This is a genomic window from Ruegeria sp. B1, from assembly GCF_056535885.1.
Genome location: NZ_JBQFJA010000001.1, coordinates 2,346,844 through 2,363,058, shown reverse-complemented (window position 1 = coordinate 2,363,058; position 16,215 = coordinate 2,346,844). Strand labels below are relative to the sequence as shown.

The window sequence follows — 16,215 nt, the reverse complement described above, 5'->3', positions numbered from 1 at the left end:
GTTACCCCGCGCCCCGGATCCGCCACCGCTTACGCGATGCCGAATTTCACCAGCTTGATCGCGGCAAAGTCGCTGACGTCGCCACCGACGCGCTTGGTCGCGTAAAACAGAACATGCGGCTTGGCGCTGAACGGATCACGCAGCACGCGCAGGTCGGGGCGTTCGGCAATGGTATAGCCCGCCCGGAAGTCACCGAAGGCAATCGACAGGCTGTCAGTTGCCGCATCGGGCATATCCTCGGCGATCAGAACCGGATACCCCATCAGACGCGCAGGCTCACCGGCCGCCAGACCATCAGACCACAAGAAGCGGCCATCACTGTCTTTCAGCTTGCGGATCAGACCGGCGGTTTTCGAGTTCATCACAAAGGTGCCGTTGACCCGATATTGCGCGCCCAGCGCATAGACCACATCCACGATGGCATCGGCATCCACACCGCCGTCGATGCCGGACGCGATATAGCCAAGGCTGCCCCAGGACCAGGTGTCCTCAGACACCGCACGATGGATCATAAGACCCTTGGGCTTGTCGACGCCATCGCCGTTGATGAACGATGCGGCCTCGGCGCGCGCGAACTTGTCAGCGATCCGACCCGCCAGCCAGCCTTCGACATCAAACGCGCTGTCATCCAACAGACGTTGCGAGGCTTTGGGCAATGCGCTCAGTTCGTGCAGCGGGATCGAAATACGGTCAATCATCGGCGTCGCAGTCTCGGTAGTGGCTGCAGTTTCATCCGCCCAGCCTGCGCCGACATCGGTGTGGTCGACCAGCACGTCGAACGAATTCGCCTCGACATTGACCACCGAGGCAATCGACCGGATCGAGGCTGTCGAGTTCAGCACCGACTTGATCGTCTCGGCGGTCTGCGGGTCGATCAGATAACCGCCCTCGCTATTGACTGTCGTCGACAGCGATTTGGATTCGATCTCAAGGCCGCGCAGCGCGTCATCGTCACCCGACCGCACATAAGCGTCAAAGGCCTTCTGATGCGGTGCCCCATCTTCGTTCGATGCCGCAAGATGCGGGCGTGCCGCAATGGTTGATTTTCGATCCAGCATGGTTAGTCGCTCTTCTGTCTGTTGCAGTTTGGTTTTAACTTCGGCTTTCAGCCCCTTGAATTCATTCACGAAGCCAGTCATCGCCTGCTTCACCTCCTGAACCAGGGGTGCACCCTCTCCGGTCAAGGCCGGGGTTTCGGTCTTGCTCATCAGCTCTTCCTTCTTCGGGTGGGTTTGAGGCGCGCTAGGTCCGCGCCAGCTCCTGCCGGGCGTCGTCGAACACCTCGGCAATACAGCGCCAGGTGTTCTCGGTCTCAGGGTCGCTCCCCTTTGCCGCCACCCGCGCACTGGGCAACATCGGGAAGGTCACCAAAGACACCTCCCAAAGCTCCAGTTCAGTCAGGACCCGCTGGCCCTTGTCATTCTTCACAGCCCGCTTGGTGCGATAGCCAATCGACAGACCATCCATTGCACCCGCCCGGATCAGTTCCGCCGCCTCACGGCCCTTCTGCGTGCTCTCCAGCAGACGCCCCTTGACCCAAAGGCCCTTGTCGTCCTCACGCACCTCGTCCCAGACTCCAATGGGCTGCGCCGGGTCGTGCTGCCACAGCATCTTCACCCGCCGACCCGCATTCATAAGGCTGGCCACCGACGCACGATAGGCACCCTTCTGCACCACATCGCTGCCCTGATCGACCTGTCCGAACAGGCTGGCATAACCTTCGATGACTGCATCCTCGGTCACCGACAAGCCCTCTCCGAACCGCGCGAACTTATGCTCCAAATCCATAAACGTCTCCATGTAACTCTCTGAACTCACGGCGTTACCACGAGGAACGACTGAAACGCCTGCGCCAGGATCACCGCCGCCACTCCATAGACCGTCAGCCACAATCGCCGCTCCAACCGCTCCATCATCTCTTCGATCTGATCCAGCCGTCGGCACAGATGCGCGTGCTGAATCTCAGCCACCCGTTCATGCGCAGCCAGGCGCAGACCCGGCGCGCATTCAAACGGAGGATACGGATCAGCCATCCGTACGCTCCGGCAAACCCAGCAACGCGCGCTTCTCGGCATCGCTCAGGAAATCTGACCCGCTGACCCGCGCCCATTGAGCATCGCGTTCCGCTGCCAAAGCCGGCACCTGATCCAGATCGGGTTTCAGCACCAATTCTTCGCCAGTAAAGCCCACCAGCCATTCCGAAACCGCCGCCGCCACCCGCGTCACCAGAGGCAGCACGGTCAGGCGATAAAACGCCCGGTTGGCCTCCTGATAGTTCGAATAGGTCGCGTCGCCCTGGATCCCCAGCAGCATCGGCGGGACCCCAAAGGCCAGCGCGATCTCGCGGGCGGCGGCTTCCTTGGTCTTTTGAAACTCCATATCGGACGGAGAGAACCCCATCGGCTTCCAATCCAGCCCTCCTTCCAGAACCATCGGACGACCCGCATTACGCGCCCCGCGATAGTTCTGCTCAATCTCATCGGACAAACGCCGGAACTGATCCTCGGCCATCACCCCATGGCCATCGCCTTTCCACACCAGCGCCCCCGAGGGCCGCGCCGCATTGTCCAACAACGATTTCGACCACCGAGACGCGCTGTTATGCACATCAATCGCCATCGCCGCCGCCTGCATCGGTGAGAATCCATAATGATCATCCTGCGGGTGGAACGACTTGATATGACAGATGTTTTCCGCCGCAAACCGGTGCTTCTTGCCGCCCACCGCGTAGTCATATGCCTTGGGCCACCCATCCGCGCCCGCCACCACGCTCATCCGATCAGATCGCAAGACATGCAGCTCAACCGGCAGGCCCTCGTCGGTCTGCACCGCCTCAACATATGCATTGCCCGACAGCAGCAACTGCCCGAACAAGGCTTCCATCAACTCCGCCCGCCCCTGCACCGCATTCGGACGGCGCATCAGCGACAGGATCGGATGAGTATCAAACCGCTGCGCCTGATCCTGCAGCACCAAAGGCAACGCCGCCGCCGCCTCGGCAATCAGCTTGACCGAGCGGAACCCCACCGGATTCCCCGAAAACCCCGTCCGCGTCAGCGAAACCGCATCCCGAGGGCTCCACGCCACGCGCCCGCCCGTCTGCCACGCCACCACAGGCCCCGCCGCGCTCGCCTTCGCCTCGGGTGCTGTTTCAGCCGACCCGCGACGCAAGAAATCGAATACCATCTGTGCTCCTTTCTGCCGCCGCTCTGCCCGGCTTGTTGAAAAGAGTTATGACGGAAAGACGTTTAAGCCTCGGGAATGGGGCGTACGGGGGGTGGGCAACGGTTTGAACTTAGGGATGCACGGCCGTCTCGACAGACTTCTCAAAAAAGGTGGAATTGGAATTTTGGACCGCGTATCAAACAATTATGATGGCTGAATTTTTCAAACGATTCAAACTTGCCAGATGGTGGCCGTGGATGGGCCTAGCATTGGTCCTGGCCGTTGCTTTACTTGGCGGCGTGGTGGGTGACGTTTGGATGTTGGTGCTGGTCTTGGGTATCGTCTGCAGTATGTTCGCTGGCGTAGCATTTGGCGGGCACATTGCGCGCACTATGAACCAGCACGTTTTCAAATTTAGTCTCAGCTTAGAAAACCGATTGGTTCAATCGCTTCAAGTATTTGGGTTTTTGTCGTTTCCTATCGTTGTCGGCTGGTTTGCGAATACTTTCTTGGATGCCGGGGTCGAAATGTACTCACTCAGGCAACACATGTTGTGGAATTGCATACTCAGTGCGGGTGCATTTTTACTAAGACCCGATGAACCGGACATCAGAACTGACAAGTGATTTGCCTCCAGAAATTTGGGTCGTTGCAGCGAAAATTCTGAGGACTTTTAAAAAAACCATCACAAAGCCCGCACCCGCGGTCGCCGATAAGTTCCCTCAAGCCCCACAACCAACTCATGCAACGCCCAGACCAGCGCGTCGACCCGGTCGGGCGAACCCTGCCGCTTGAACCCGCGCGCGGTCGTCTGGCACATCATTCCTCCAGCGCGTCCAGCCTAAAGACGCGAGTTCCTTAACCACGAAAATCGTCATTGGGAAACACCCCGCTTGCGCCCACCGAACACACGCATAGGATACCCTGAAACACCCCTAAACACCGCATTGTTTTTCCAACAAAGGTAGACCCATGCACCCATGGAGAACGTTCTCCTCACGCTCCACACTTGTTTCGGCCAAAGTCGTTGCGCTCTCAACAGGGATTGGCGCGACACTCGGCGGTTTGCGTTCGTCCCCCGATACAGTTTGGACCGATATCTGGGCCGGTGCGTTGACGGGGTTGGTCATATCCGTTTGCTGTCTGATTGCCGAATTTCAGGTCTTTTCCAACCCCAAATTCCGGATGGCGCGCCGGGTAAGACCGATCTTTCTAATGGCCGTGCGGGGCGCTGCCTACAGCCTATTCATCATCTTTGGGCTGTTTCTCCCCGGCCTGGTTTTTGATGTTGAAACCCCGTGGCTAAACCCCGGTTTTGCCGAACGTTTTATCATATCCTCCGGCATCGCCTTTTCTTTCTCGGTCGGCGTAGAAATCACGCGGCTGCTGGGCAAAGAGGCGATGGTCGCCCTGATTTCCGGACGATACACCCGGGCGCGGCTGGAAAACCGGACCATTCTTTTTGCGGATGTCATCAACTCAACCGCGCTGGCCGAGACCATTGGTCAGCTTCGTTTTCACGACTTCCTGCGCGATGTGGCGTTGGATCTGGCTGAGGCTGTCGAACTCGCGCGCGGAGACGTCCATAAATACGTCGGTGATGCGATCATTGTGACATGGCCGGGAGCAACCGCAGCCTCCTGTGCGGCTGGACTGACTTGTGCAAAAGAAATGCACAGAATTTTGGCCCACCGATCCGCCTACTACAAAGAAACCTATGGAACCGAAGCCCGCATTCGCGTGGCGATCCACTGTGGTCAGGTCGCCGCTGGCGAAATCGGCGACTGGAAAAAGGAAATTGCACTTCTGGGCGATCCCATGAACACTGCTGCCCGCATCGAAAAGGCCGCCAAGGCATTCGACGCGTCTATCGTCCTTTCAGACGAGGTTGCGCGACAGTTGTCGGAACAAGCCTCACAACGCTTAACCCGGCTCCCCGTCTACCAAGCTCCGGGGAAAAAGGAGGAGCTTGTGTTGTGGTCCGCATAGTGACGCTGATGCGCTCCGAGCCGCCATAGGCCATCCTCACAATGTCCTAACCCTAGGCCGCCGATACGCCCCTGCAGGCCCCACCACCAACTCATGCAACGCCCAGACCAGCGCGTCGACCCGGTCGGGTGAGCCCTGCCCCTCAAACCCCCGTGCGGTCATCTGGCACATCTGCTCTTCCAGCGCGTCCAGCCCGACCACATGGCTTACCCGCCCCTGTTCGTACAGAGCCGCCACAGGTTCCGCTCGCGCGACCTTGCCGCGCGACGCCCGCACCGCCCGATAAGGCACCAGAGGGTCCACCTGCCGCACGACCTCTTCCACCAGTTGCCCGCCCTGATTGACCTCGGCCACCAGCCGTTCGGCCCCAAACTCATCCATCGTGCCAATCGCCGCTTGCGCCCAGCCCGCCGGGCCAACGCCCTGCACCGTCCGGTCAGCCAGCACATAGGCCCGCCAGTCCTCCGGCGGCCCTTGCACCTGCGCGCCGACCACTACGATTCCGCAAGCATCCGCATCCAACCCCGCGGTCACCGCCGGGTCCAGCGCCACCACGATGCGATCCAACGCGGGCACCTGCGCGCAGCGCGCCGCCTCCAGCATCGACCCGGTCCACAACGCCCCTTCAGCATCCGACAACAGCACCCCGTCCAACTCCTGCCGCCCCAGCCGCGTGCCCGCGTAGCGCGCGCGTACCTCGGCCAAAAACGAGCCTGCCAGATTGGCCCGGTTCGCCTCGGTCGGGGCGTGGGTCTGCACGGTAGAGGGCGACGCCAACAAGTCCTTCAAGACTTTCACATTGCGCGGCGTGGTCGTCACACAGACCCGTGGCCGTTCGCCCAAGCGCAACGCAAATTGCAACATATCCCAGGTCTCATCCGCCTTTTTCCACTTGGCCAGTTCATCCACCCAAGCCGCATCAAACTGAGGCCCCCGCAGCCCCTCGGGATCATGCGCCGAAAACGCCTGCGCCTCAGCCCCGTTGGGCCAGATCAACTTGCGTTCCGATGCCTTCCACGTGGGCCGCCGATCCGGCGGCGAGCACTGCAAAATCCCGCTATCGCCAAAAATCATTACATCGCGCACCTGATCGAAGGTCTCGCCGACCAGAGCCACACGACACGCCTCACCGCGATCCAACGGCTTTGACCCTTCGACCATTGACCGAACCCATTCGGCCCCGGCCCGCGTCTTACCTGCGCCTCGACCGCCCATGATCACCCAAGATCGCCAGTCACCCTCGGGTGGCAGTTGGTGTGGCAGCGCCCAGAATTCAAACAGGAAAGGGAGGGCACACAGCCCTCCCTCCCCGATCTCACTCAGAAATCTCTCTCGCACCGCAGCATCGGCGGAGGCGAGCCAGCCTGCACCCGATCTCAGATCGTGCCCGATCAAGGTCGAGCGCGTACCCTCCTTGGGCAATACCGGCTTGTCTGTGATGTTGTTCGACAAAGCTTGTCTCCACTTTCTGACATATTCGGATCAGCCCCTCGAGCTGCCCTAGTTGCCTGGCTGAACCAGCAAGATCTGCATCCTCCCCGGTACCGATCTGCTTGCGCAGGTCTTCCGCCGCTTGCCGCAGACCGCGAATGGATGTCTCAAGCGACCGCAACAAATCTGCCGTCTGGGAAATCCGCTCTTCCGGGGTAATCAAAGTCATGTTTGCCTGTGACCTCATGCGTGAGTTTTCTCCGCACGAGAGAAACGAAAACGGCCACCGGGTTGCCCCGGGGCCGTTGCCCACTTCTTCTAGCATGACACAACCTGTACGTGATACCGTATTTAAAGTCAATGACTTACGCAACACACACGCAACAGGCAGCGTACGATTTGGTTACCATTGCAGGGTCGTGGCTTTAAGCTCTATCGCGCCCAAAGGGGTTATCCCCGTATGATTTCCAAAACGGCTGCTGTCACGATGAACGCAGCGCCGGTCGCCTCGCGCAGACCAAACGGCTCACCGGAAAAGATCGCGGCAGAGATCAATCCCACAACGACTTCGCTCATAAGGAGTAACCCGACCCGTGCGGGAGACAGTTGTGTCGCTGGCCAAATCGTCAAAAAGACCATCGGCAACGTGTAGAGCGCCGACACCAATGCAAACGGCAGGACGTCCAGAACGCTAGAACCATCGCCAGTTGGGAAAATCGGACCTGAACCAAATGGCAGGCTCACAAGCGACAATACCAAAGCCCCCGCCAGAAAAGCGAACACTTGGCCCGACACCGGAACCGCACCCGCCCGGTAGAGCCCAAGTGTTCCAAGCGCCCAAACCATACCGGAAATCAGGGCCAGCCAGTCGCCCGCATTGCGCGGCCTGGGTATGATCTGTTCGCCGCCCAATACGATAACGAGACCCAAAAGACCGCTGAACAGACCCAGCAACCGCATGGGGCTGAGACGCTCACCCAGAAACAGGCGGCCAAGTAGAGTGCCCCAAACCGGCGTCAGATAGAACAGGAGGATTGATCGCACGACTTCGGTATAGACAAGGCTGATTGAAAACAGGCTGAACGCGGCCCCTGTGAACATGCCGCTGATTATCAGACCTCGCCAGTCCTGAAATATCTCCAGTCGCATGCGCCATAAGAAAGGCGAGAGAACCAACAGCGCGGCAACATACATGACCATCCCGGGCCATGGACCGGTCAACCCCTTATCAACAAAGAACCGAACCGGAATCCAATACAATCCCCACAACATACCGCCGAACACCAGGGCGATACTGGCAACTTTCAGATTGGAGCCGGGCACATTTCCTGCGGTCATCCGCAATCCTCAAAAACATATTGATCTGGTGTCGAATTCCGGTTTGCTGCAGATCGCCACAGTCTGCCGACACACGGGATCGAATGGCCTAATCGGTTTTGAAACGCCAGAACAAATCCGCACTTCCAATTGAAACGAGTGGTCTTTCTGATCCATTGCTGCACCTCCGACCGGGGAAACCCGGCTATCGCATCCTTCAGATGCAGCAGATTGTGGTAAGGGGTTACACCGTCAGCCAGACAATCCCTTGACATTCATCGCTCCAACCCTCATGTGCCGAACGAAACAGCGCTGCAGCGTGAGCATTGGCTGGCCGGACCGGCCCGAACAGCGCTTACCTATCTCATAGTTCCCAATCACGCGGGGTTCTTAACGCGACGACCAGGGTTGCAGGATTCGCCTGCACGTCCTGATATCTCGCATAACCCCTGTTGGTCACGCTCTGTGCGCGGCCAGTTGTTACTGGTCTATGGGTTAAGGTCCCGGGGCCGAAAAGGAAAAACAGTGTTCGACTTTGACATGCTCGGCCTTGCGCCAGCCGTGAACGATGCGCTTAAACGCGCAAATCTATCACAGCCCACACCTATTCAAAATCAGGCCATCCCTCTGGCTCTTAAGGGCCACGACATTCTGGGTCTTGCCCAAACCGGCACAGGTAAAACGCTGGCTTTTGGTTTGCCCGTGATTGATCATTTGCTGGCCGAGCCCGGCAAACCGACCCCAAAAACCGCCAAGGCGCTCATCCTTGCTCCGACACGCGAGTTGGTAAACCAGATCGCCGACAACCTTCGCACCCTGACCAAAAAAACCAAACTGCGCGTCGCCACTGTGGTCGGCGGCCAATCGATCAACAAACAGATCATGTTCCTGTCGCGCGGGACCGACATTTTGGTGGCGACACCCGGACGCTTGATCGACCTGATGGACCGCGGGGCCGTCAATCTTAATACGGTCCGCCATCTCGTGCTGGACGAGGCCGATCAGATGCTGGACATGGGCTTCATCCACGCTCTGCGTCGGATAGCCCCGCAACTGGGCACCCCCCGGCAAACCATGCTGTTCTCGGCCACGATGCCAAAACAGATGGAAGAACTGAGCCGTGCCTACCTGACCAACCCAAAGCGCGTGCAGGTCTCACCCCGGGTAAAGCGGCGGACAAGATCACTCAATCGGTTCATTTTGTGAACAAACCCGCAAAACCGGCCAAACTGCGGGAAATTCTGTCTGCCGACATACACGCCCTGACACTTGTGTTTTCGCGGACAAAACACGGTGCCGAAAAGCTCATGAAAGGCCTTGTGGCCGACGGGTACAACGCCGCCTCCATCCATGGCAACAAAAGCCAGGGCCAGCGAGATCGCGCAATCAAGGCGTTTCGCAGCGGGGAAATCAATGTACTTGTGGCGACAGATGTCGCCGCTCGTGGAATCGATATTCCTGGCGTTGCTTATGTCATCAACTACGATCTTCCCGAAGTGCCTGACAACTATGTTCATCGGATCGGAAGAACCGCCCGCGCCGGACGCGAAGGCGAGGCAATTGCCTTTTGCGCACCGGAAGAGGTGGACCTGCTGCGTCAGATTCAAAAGCTGATGAAAATCGAAATTCCAGTTGCGAGCGGCACAATGCCGGAAGCTGTTGAGGCACCGAAACCTGCAAGACGTCAGATCAATCGACGTAGAAGAACGACACCCCATGCCGCTAACGAATCCGCAAAACCGGGACGCTCCAGACGACGCCGGCGCCCACGTAAACCGGCAGCGTGATCGTCACCCAGAACGATCCGCGACGACGGCCGAAAAACGGAAAAGAACCGGCGCAGTGAAACCTGCGCCGGTTCTTTTTTTGCAAAGATACGAACTGATCAGTTGCCCGAGTTTTGCTCAGCCTCAATCTCACGCCACTTGGCCACGTTGCGATTGTGCTCCTGCAGGGTTTCGGCAAAGGCGTGACCGCCTGTCCCGTCGGCCACAAAGAACACATAATCTGTATCGTCCGGCGCTACAGCCGCCTCAAGACTCGCCTGCCCAGGGTTGGCGATTGGGGTCGGCGGCAATCCGTCGATCACATAGGTATTCCATGGAGTTGCGCGGCGCAGCTCACTTCGCCGCAATCCGCGCCCCAGCACGCCCTGACCTTTGGTGACACCATAGATCACCGTCGGGTCGGTTTGCAGTTTCATACCTTGGTTCAGGCGGTTGACAAAGACACTGGCAACTTGTCCGCGCTCCTCAGGGACCGCCGTTTCCTTTTCAATGATTGACGCAAGGATCAACATCTCTTCCGGGTTATTAAGGGGCAGGCCCTCTTGTCGGCCCTCCCAGATCGCGTTGATCCTAAGCTGCTGTTGCTCCTGCATTTCCTGCAGAACAGCGTTCCGGTCTTCACCCACTGCAACCTCGTAGCTGTCTGGTGCCAGCGTTCCCTCGGCCGGCGGTTCGGTCACATCGCCCGTCAAAACATCCAACGCTTTCAACGCTTCAACCACCTGCCACGAGGTAACCCCCTCGGCCATGGAAATGCGAAAACGCGTGTCGGCCTCGTCGCGTTTTTCCTGATAGACCTCGGGGATCTCATCTTCGCCAACCTCAAACGCCGCAACCTCGACAAAGTCGAGCGTCGCCGGGTTCAGTTCGCGTATCCGGGTCTGGTTACGGGTCACACCGATCCGGTATTCAATCTCTGTACCGCAGGTGCTCGCCCCACTGCGGGTGATGTCTTCGATGATCTGCTGCATCGAGGCGCCTTCGCGCACGAGAAAGCTACCCGCTTTCAACTGCTGCGCCTTGTCGGTGTAATCGGCGGCCATCCGAAAGATGGTGGCGCTGCTGATCGCACCCTGGTCTTCAAGATCGCGGCTGACATTTGTCATGTTTGTACCGCTTTTGACCTGCAGGCAGATCGCCGTCTCAAGCGGGCCTTCCGATTTGTATTGCGATTGCCCCCACAAGATCAGACCGGCCCCCAGAAACAGGCCGATCACAAGAACGGTCAGCATGTTCGATGCCAGAGCCCGCCACATCTATTCGACCTTTCCGAAGATCACGCTGGCATTTGTACCTCCAAATCCGAACGAGTTCGACAAGGCGACGTTGATCTCGCGCTCGCGCTTGGCGTTTGGAGCCAGGTCGATGGGCGTTTCAACGGCTGGGTTGTCCAGGTTGATCGTGGGTGGCGCAACCTGATCGCGAATAGCAAGGATCGAGAAGATCGCCTCAATCGCACCTGCAGCGCCCAGCAGATGGCCTGTCGCGGATTTGGTCGATGTCATGGTCGCGTTGCTGGCGTGGTCGCCCAGCAGTCGTTCCACCGCACCCAGCTCAATCGTATCCGCCATGGTCGACGTGCCGTGGGCGTTGATGTAATCCAGATCTTTGGGCTCTAGCCCGGCGCTCCGCAGCGCCGCTTTCATCGAGCGTTCGGCACCATCCCCATCTTCGCTGGGCGCGGTGATGTGATAGGCGTCACCCGACATGCCATAGCCCAGAACCTCGGCGTAAATCTTGGCACCGCGCGCTTTTGCGTGGTCGTAATCCTCAAGAACCACGATCCCAGACCCTTCACCCATGACAAAGCCGTCGCGGTCAATGTCGTAAGGGCGGCTGGCCGCTTTGGGATCGTCCGCATACTTTGTGGACAGCGCTTTGCAGGCATTGAAACCGGCGATACCGATTTCGCAGATACACCCTTCTCCGCCACCCGCAATCATGACATCGGCATCCCCAGCGCGAATGATACGGCTTGCGTCACCAATCGCATGCGCGCCGGTCGAACACGCAGTCACAACCGAGTGGTTGGGCCCCTTGAACCCGAACCGGATCGACACCTGACCCGACGCGAGGTTGATCAGCGCGCCTGGAATAAAGAACGGCGACACGCGGCGCGGACCCTTGTCCCGGATCAGGTTCGCGGTGTCGGCAATTGACCCAAGCCCACCAATACCGGACCCAATCAGGACGCCGGTTTTCAGGCGGTCTTCCTCATCCTCGGGTAACCAGTTGGCATCCTTGCATGCCATCTCTGCGGCAGCGATGGAATAGAGGATAAAGTCCTCGATCTTGCGCTGTTCTTTGGGCGGCATCCAGTCATCAGGATTGAACGTCCCGTTGGTGCCATCCCCGCGCGGGACTTCGCAGGCATAGGTCGTTGTGACCCCGCTTGCCTCGGCATCGAACTGGGTGATGGGTCCTGCGCCGGATTCCCCGTCCAGCAGCCGCGACCAGGTTTCCTCGACCCCACTGGCCAAAGGAGTGACCAATCCAAGACCGGTTACAACGACTCTGCGCATGAAGTGCCTCTTGCCTGCTTCCTGTTTGAGAACCGCTCATACCCCGGCCCGGGGGCCGGGGGCAAGAGCAACGGCAGGTTCCGCACCGGCATCCTGTTGCCGATGGTTTTGCCGCGAAAAGTGCGTTTGGCTTCGAAATTTCCAGGAAAAACCAGCCCGCCGCTTTTCGCGGAACGCGAAAGACGGGTTGGATCAGCCGAACCGCCCTTACTGAAACTGCGCCACGGGTTCGTGCGCGGCCCGTGCCACATCAAGCGCCTCAGACAGGTCAATCGCCTTGCGGAACAGGGCGCGACCCACCAATGCTCCGGCAATGTTCTGGATGTAGGCCAGTCGTGAAATGTCGTCCACCGTACGCACAACGCCACTTGCGATGACCGGTGTACGGGAATGCTGCGCAAGCCCCGAGATCAGGCCCAACTGCGCCTCGACATCCTCCATGTCGCTGTCGATGTCGGTGATCAGAATGGCCGCAAACGGGGTGTCTGCGAACGCATCGATGAAAGCCTCGGGCGTAAACGCACTCTGGCTGCGCCAGCCTTCGGTCATTACAAAACCTCTCCACACATCGACAGCCAAGACGATCTGATCCGGGTAGAGTTTGGCCAGTTCCTTCACCAGGTTCGGGTCCCAGGCGGCAAGGGTTCCGATGACAATCCGGCCGGCGCCCTTGTCGATCCAGTGCTCGACATGTTCGCGGGTACGCATCCCACCGGCCAGTTGAACCGGCATCTCGGCTGTGCGGATGATCTCTTCGACCAGGTTGACATTGGTATCACGGCCTTCAATCGCGTCGAAATCTGTTAGGTGCATCCATTCGGCCCCTGCGGCAGACCAGCTGCGCGCAGTGTCGGTCGGATTCACATGCCAGATCATCGCCTCTTCCAAACGGCCCTTGTCCAGCGTGACGCATCGGCCGTTCTGCAACTCCATCGTGGGGTAAATCCTCATGAGCTTGTTCCTCCGCTCAATCGCTCTGAATATCCAGAGTACCATACACATATCAGAACCGCCTGATTCTACCAGGATCGGCACAGTTTGGACGTTTTGCGGCATACGTTGAAAACGGCGAAATTACGCCCGGGCTGGCGGCCCATTGCGCCGCAGCAAATGCACGGCGCTGCCTTTGTACTCGCTTTCGCGCAACACTACATAGCCTAGCTTTTTTGCCAGCTTTTGCGAGGCGTCATTGGTCGCATCAACCATCGCAACCAGTGGTCCGGGCATGATCCGGTCGAACCAGTCATGCGCAGCCTGCGCCGCTTCATAGCCCAAGCCCTGACCCTGGGCCTCTGGGGCCAAAACCCACCCGGCTTCTGGGAAGCGGTCGAAATCCTCGCCCATATTGCGATTGCCATAGAAGAAACCAGCCTGCCCGATCAGCTTTCGATTCGACTGCTGCAGAACGCCCCATTGTCCGAAACCGGCCATCTGCCAGTGACCGGCGTTGCGCAAAAAGGAATCCCACGCCTCGCCCCGTGAGCGAGGTGCCCCGCCGATGTGGCGCACGACGCAAGGGTCCCGCCAAATTTCGGCGAACCGGTCGAAGTCTTCGGGCCGCATGGCGCACAGCGTCAAACGGGCCGTGTTTATCATAGGGGTGGTTCTTATCATGCCCTGCCCGCTTGGATTATAGCCTCAAACGAAACAGTGCGAATGGATCAGGTGTCAGGCAAGTGCGAATTCGGATCGCGCACAAAAAAACGGCGCTTCCGTTGCCCGGAAGCGCCGTTTTTCTAGATCTTGAAACGCTTAGGACGCTTCGCTGATGAATTTGACGGCGTCGCCGAAGGTCTGGATTGTTTCGGCAGCATCATCAGGGATTTCAATGCCGAACTCTTCTTCGAAGGCCATTACCAGTTCAACGGTGTCCAGGCTGTCTGCGCCCAGATCGTCGATGAAGGACGCGTTTTCCGCTACTTTGTCTTCTTCAACACCCAGGTGTTCAACAACGATCTTTTTTACGCGATCTGCGACGTCGCTCATGTCTAGTCCTCATTCCTTTTCAGGGCGGTGCGCCCGGTTCTGCCCTTGCCCGCTCGGGGTGGCTTTTGTTTGCCCATTTTCGGGCGGTTTGGGTCCCGGTGCTCCGGGAAAGTAGAAGGCCGACCTTAACGACCGACCCCTTCATGTATGAGCCGCCTATAGCACAGTCGACGCAAGAGGCAAACGCTTTCGCACCCGCCGCCTATAGCGCTCACAACATGGCCATGCCACCGTTTACATGCAAGGTGCTGCCGGTCACATAGCCCGCCTCGGGGCTTGCGAGGTACAGGACCGCAGCGGCCACTTCGGACGGTTCACCCATACGTCCAGCAGGAACCTGCTGAAGCAGACCCGCGCGCTGTTCTTCCGTCAACTTCTCTGTCATGGCCGTTGTGATGAACCCCGGCGCCACGGCGTTGACGGTGATGCCCCGCGTAGCAACTTCGTGCGCCAACGCTTTGGAAAAGCCCACCATTCCCGCCTTTGATGCAGCATAGTTGGTCTGTCCCGGGTTGCCGGTCGCACCCACGATAGACGATATGTTTACGATCCGGCCCCAACGCGCCTTCATCATGCCGCGGATCACGCCTTTGCACAGTTTCATCGTCGCCGTCATGTTGACGTCAATGACACTCTGCCACTCATCGTCGGACATGCGCATGAACAGGTTGTCCCGCGTGATCCCGGCATTGTTGACCAGTATATCCACCGATCCCATCGCTTCGATCGCTTGTTTCGGCAGAGCTGCAACCGCTTCGGGGTCGCTGAGATTACAAGGTAAAACATGCGCTCGCTCCCCAAGATCACTCGCCAGGGCCTGTAGTGGCTCCACCCGTGTGCCGGACAAGGCAACCGTCGCGCCCGCATCATACAAGGCCCGCGCGATATCGCCGCCGATCCCTCCCGAAGCGCCTGTGATCAGTGCGTTCTTACCTGTCAAATCAAACATAGGGTGTCCCTTTTGGTGCGTCTGTAGCGACGAATAGGTGAGTTTAAGAGTCGGTCTCAGTGACCTTGTTCACGTCTTCCGGTGTACCAACGGCTTTGCCAATAATGGCGCGGTCGATCTTGCGGATCATGCCAGACAACGCCTTGCCCGCACCGATTTCCCAAGTCTCGGTGACACCATTGGCCGCCATGAACTGTACGCTCTCGCGCCAGCGTACCGAACCTGTGACCTGTTCGACCAGCAGTTGACGGATCAAGTCAGGGGCTGTCACCGCTTCGGCGCGGACATTGGCTATCAGCGGCACTTTGGGTGTCTTGATCTCGACATCCGCAAGTGCTTCGGCCATTGCGTCGGCTGCAGGCTGCATCAAAGCGCAATGAAATGGCGCACTGACCGGTAGCATAACCGCGCGCTTGGCCCCTTTTTCTTTTGCGATCTCGGCGGCACGTTCGACCGCCGCCTTGGCCCCGGAGACGACAACCTGGGTTGGGTCGTTATCATTCGCAGCTTGGCAGACTTGGCCCTGGGCGGCCTCCTCAGCAACGATGCGTACCGTATCGAGATCCAATCCCAGAACCGCCGCCATCGCGCCTTCACCCACGGGAACAGCACTTTGCATCGCCCGGCCACGGGTCCGCAACAGACGCGCCGTATCCGCGACCGACAGCGCACCGGCTGCAGCCAGTGCCGAGTACTCTCCCAGCGAGTGCCCCGCGACAAACGAAGCTGTGTCAATCGAAACGCCCTCGGCTTCCAAGGCGCGCATGGCCGCCATTGATGTTGCCATCAGAGCTGGTTGCGCATTCTCGGTCAGCGTCAGATCTGCGATGTCACCCTCCCAGATCAGGCTGCTCAGCTTTTCGCCCAACGCCTCATCCACGTCGTCGAACACCGATTGCGCGGCGGGATATGCCTCGGCCAGTGCCTTGCCCATTCCGATGGTCTGGGCGCCCTGCCCTGGGAATACGAACGCGATTGTCATTGCAACCTCATGGATGACGTTTGGTTGCGGCGGGGTGTAAACCGACTGATGGCCCGGCACAAGCGCCGCGTTCGCCCTGCATTTCGG

Annotated in this window: 16 protein-coding genes and 1 pseudogene; 3 read left to right on the top strand and 14 right to left on the bottom strand. The window is 59.0% G+C overall.

Going from position 1 to position 16,215, the window contains the following annotated elements; genetic code table 11:
* Window positions 1–29: 29 nt before the first annotated feature.
* The 4 genes from ACR3ES_RS11680 to ACR3ES_RS11665 are packed head-to-tail and all read right to left on the bottom strand — an operon-like array spanning window position 30 to window position 3,186.
* Complete coding sequence (locus ACR3ES_RS11680; RefSeq protein ID WP_170432757.1) at window positions 30–1,208, bottom strand: phage major capsid protein; 1,179 nt, start codon at window positions 1,206–1,208, stop codon at window positions 30–32.
* Between the two features lie 34 nt (window positions 1,209–1,242).
* Complete coding sequence (locus ACR3ES_RS11675) at window positions 1,243–1,800, bottom strand: HK97 family phage prohead protease (protein ID WP_170432761.1); 558 nt, start codon at window positions 1,798–1,800, stop codon at window positions 1,243–1,245.
* A gap of 14 nt (window positions 1,801–1,814) precedes the next feature.
* Window positions 1,815–2,033, bottom strand: coding sequence for a GTA head formation protein, RCAP_rcc01685 family (locus tag ACR3ES_RS11670; protein ID WP_170432764.1), 219 nt, complete (start codon window positions 2,031–2,033; stop codon window positions 1,815–1,817).
* A complete protein-coding gene (locus ACR3ES_RS11665) occupies window positions 2,026–3,186 on the bottom strand; it encodes a phage portal protein (protein WP_170432766.1) in 1,161 nt (386 codons plus the stop codon). The genes ACR3ES_RS11670 and ACR3ES_RS11665 overlap by 8 nt, the downstream gene beginning before the upstream one ends.
* Before the next feature lie 188 nt (window positions 3,187–3,374).
* Here ACR3ES_RS11665 and ACR3ES_RS11660 point away from each other — a divergent pair, with 188 nt between their 5' ends.
* The gene (locus ACR3ES_RS11660) at window positions 3,375–3,791 is read left to right on the top strand and encodes a hypothetical protein (RefSeq protein ID WP_480581808.1); all 417 of its coding nucleotides are present in this window, start codon (window positions 3,375–3,377) and stop codon (window positions 3,789–3,791) included.
* Window positions 3,792–3,850: 59 nt separating this feature from the next.
* On the opposite strand, the gene ACR3ES_RS11655 is transcribed toward ACR3ES_RS11660, so the two are convergent.
* Window positions 3,851–3,985 (bottom strand): hypothetical protein, encoded by a 135-nt coding sequence (locus ACR3ES_RS11655; RefSeq protein WP_480425372.1) that lies wholly within the window; start codon window positions 3,983–3,985, stop codon window positions 3,851–3,853.
* 152 nt (window positions 3,986–4,137) lie between these two features.
* Between ACR3ES_RS11655 and ACR3ES_RS11650 the strand changes: the two genes are divergently transcribed.
* Window positions 4,138–5,154, top strand: coding sequence for an adenylate/guanylate cyclase domain-containing protein (locus ACR3ES_RS11650; protein ID WP_170432772.1), 1,017 nt, complete (start codon window positions 4,138–4,140; stop codon window positions 5,152–5,154).
* A gap of 36 nt (window positions 5,155–5,190) precedes the next feature.
* On the opposite strand, the gene ACR3ES_RS11645 is transcribed toward ACR3ES_RS11650, so the two are convergent.
* Both ACR3ES_RS11645 and ACR3ES_RS11640 read right to left on the bottom strand, forming a co-directional pair.
* Entirely contained in the window at window positions 5,191–6,492 is a 1,302-nt protein-coding gene (locus ACR3ES_RS11645; protein WP_480425572.1) for a DNA-packaging protein, read from the bottom strand.
* 543 nt (window positions 6,493–7,035) lie between these two features.
* The gene (locus tag ACR3ES_RS11640; RefSeq protein WP_170432775.1) at window positions 7,036–7,923 is read right to left on the bottom strand and encodes a DMT family transporter; all 888 of its coding nucleotides are present in this window, start codon (window positions 7,921–7,923) and stop codon (window positions 7,036–7,038) included.
* Between the two features lie 504 nt (window positions 7,924–8,427).
* On the opposite strand from ACR3ES_RS11640, the pseudogene ACR3ES_RS11635 reads away from it, so the two are divergent.
* Window positions 8,428–9,689 (top strand): annotated as a pseudogene (locus ACR3ES_RS11635) (DEAD/DEAH box helicase).
* 98 nt (window positions 9,690–9,787) lie between these two features.
* On the opposite strand, the gene mltG reads toward ACR3ES_RS11635, so the two are convergent.
* The 7 genes from mltG to fabD form a co-directional block, all read right to left on the bottom strand.
* Window positions 9,788–10,945, bottom strand: a complete 1,158-nt coding sequence (mltG, locus tag ACR3ES_RS11630) for an endolytic transglycosylase MltG (protein WP_170432781.1) — start codon at window positions 10,943–10,945, stop codon at window positions 9,788–9,790.
* Window positions 10,946–12,211 (bottom strand): beta-ketoacyl-ACP synthase II, encoded by a 1,266-nt coding sequence (gene fabF / locus ACR3ES_RS11625; RefSeq protein WP_170432784.1) that lies wholly within the window; start codon window positions 12,209–12,211, stop codon window positions 10,946–10,948.
* Between the two features lie 207 nt (window positions 12,212–12,418).
* The gene (locus ACR3ES_RS11620) at window positions 12,419–13,162 is read right to left on the bottom strand and encodes a 1-(5-phosphoribosyl)-5-[(5-phosphoribosylamino)methylideneamino] imidazole-4-carboxamide isomerase (RefSeq protein WP_170432786.1); all 744 of its coding nucleotides are present in this window, start codon (window positions 13,160–13,162) and stop codon (window positions 12,419–12,421) included.
* Between the two features lie 123 nt (window positions 13,163–13,285).
* Window positions 13,286–13,825 (bottom strand): GNAT family N-acetyltransferase, encoded by a 540-nt coding sequence (locus ACR3ES_RS11615; protein ID WP_170432790.1) that lies wholly within the window; start codon window positions 13,823–13,825, stop codon window positions 13,286–13,288.
* 138 nt (window positions 13,826–13,963) lie between these two features.
* Window positions 13,964–14,197, bottom strand: a complete 234-nt coding sequence (locus ACR3ES_RS11610; protein ID WP_008756330.1) for an acyl carrier protein — start codon at window positions 14,195–14,197, stop codon at window positions 13,964–13,966.
* A gap of 211 nt (window positions 14,198–14,408) precedes the next feature.
* Window positions 14,409–15,146, bottom strand: coding sequence for a 3-oxoacyl-[acyl-carrier-protein] reductase (fabG, locus tag ACR3ES_RS11605; RefSeq protein WP_170432793.1), 738 nt, complete (start codon window positions 15,144–15,146; stop codon window positions 14,409–14,411).
* A 43-nt stretch (window positions 15,147–15,189) separates the two neighbouring features.
* Complete coding sequence (gene fabD / locus ACR3ES_RS11600; RefSeq protein WP_170432796.1) at window positions 15,190–16,128, bottom strand: ACP S-malonyltransferase; 939 nt, start codon at window positions 16,126–16,128, stop codon at window positions 15,190–15,192.
* Between the last annotated feature and the right edge of the window lie 87 nt (window positions 16,129–16,215).

Coding starts and splice junctions, on each gene's coding strand:
- ACR3ES_RS11640 (WP_170432775.1), bottom strand. CDS start 7,923: ATGACCGCAGGAAATGTGCCCGGCTCCAATCTGAAAGTTGCCAGTATC.
- ACR3ES_RS11650 (WP_170432772.1), top strand. CDS start 4,138: ATGCACCCATGGAGAACGTTCTCCTCACGCTCCACACTTGTTTCGGCC.
- ACR3ES_RS11610 (WP_008756330.1), bottom strand. CDS start 14,197: ATGAGCGACGTCGCAGATCGCGTAAAAAAGATCGTTGTTGAACACCTG.
- ACR3ES_RS11655 (WP_480425372.1), bottom strand. CDS start 3,985: ATGTGCCAGACGACCGCGCGCGGGTTCAAGCGGCAGGGTTCGCCCGAC.
- ACR3ES_RS11675 (WP_170432761.1), bottom strand. CDS start 1,800: ATGGAGACGTTTATGGATTTGGAGCATAAGTTCGCGCGGTTCGGAGAG.
- fabD (WP_170432796.1), bottom strand. CDS start 16,128: ATGACAATCGCGTTCGTATTCCCAGGGCAGGGCGCCCAGACCATCGGA.
- ACR3ES_RS11670 (WP_170432764.1), bottom strand. CDS start 2,033: ATGGCTGATCCGTATCCTCCGTTTGAATGCGCGCCGGGTCTGCGCCTG.
- ACR3ES_RS11620 (WP_170432786.1), bottom strand. CDS start 13,162: ATGAGGATTTACCCCACGATGGAGTTGCAGAACGGCCGATGCGTCACG.
- ACR3ES_RS11615 (WP_170432790.1), bottom strand. CDS start 13,825: ATGATAAGAACCACCCCTATGATAAACACGGCCCGTTTGACGCTGTGC.
- mltG (WP_170432781.1), bottom strand. CDS start 10,945: ATGTGGCGGGCTCTGGCATCGAACATGCTGACCGTTCTTGTGATCGGC.
- ACR3ES_RS11660 (WP_480581808.1), top strand. CDS start 3,375: ATGGCTGAATTTTTCAAACGATTCAAACTTGCCAGATGGTGGCCGTGG.
- fabF (WP_170432784.1), bottom strand. CDS start 12,211: ATGCGCAGAGTCGTTGTAACCGGTCTTGGATTGGTCACTCCTTTGGCC.
- fabG (WP_170432793.1), bottom strand. CDS start 15,146: ATGTTTGATTTGACAGGTAAGAACGCACTGATCACAGGCGCTTCGGGA.
- ACR3ES_RS11680 (WP_170432757.1), bottom strand. CDS start 1,208: ATGAGCAAGACCGAAACCCCGGCCTTGACCGGAGAGGGTGCACCCCTG.
- ACR3ES_RS11665 (WP_170432766.1), bottom strand. CDS start 3,186: ATGGTATTCGATTTCTTGCGTCGCGGGTCGGCTGAAACAGCACCCGAG.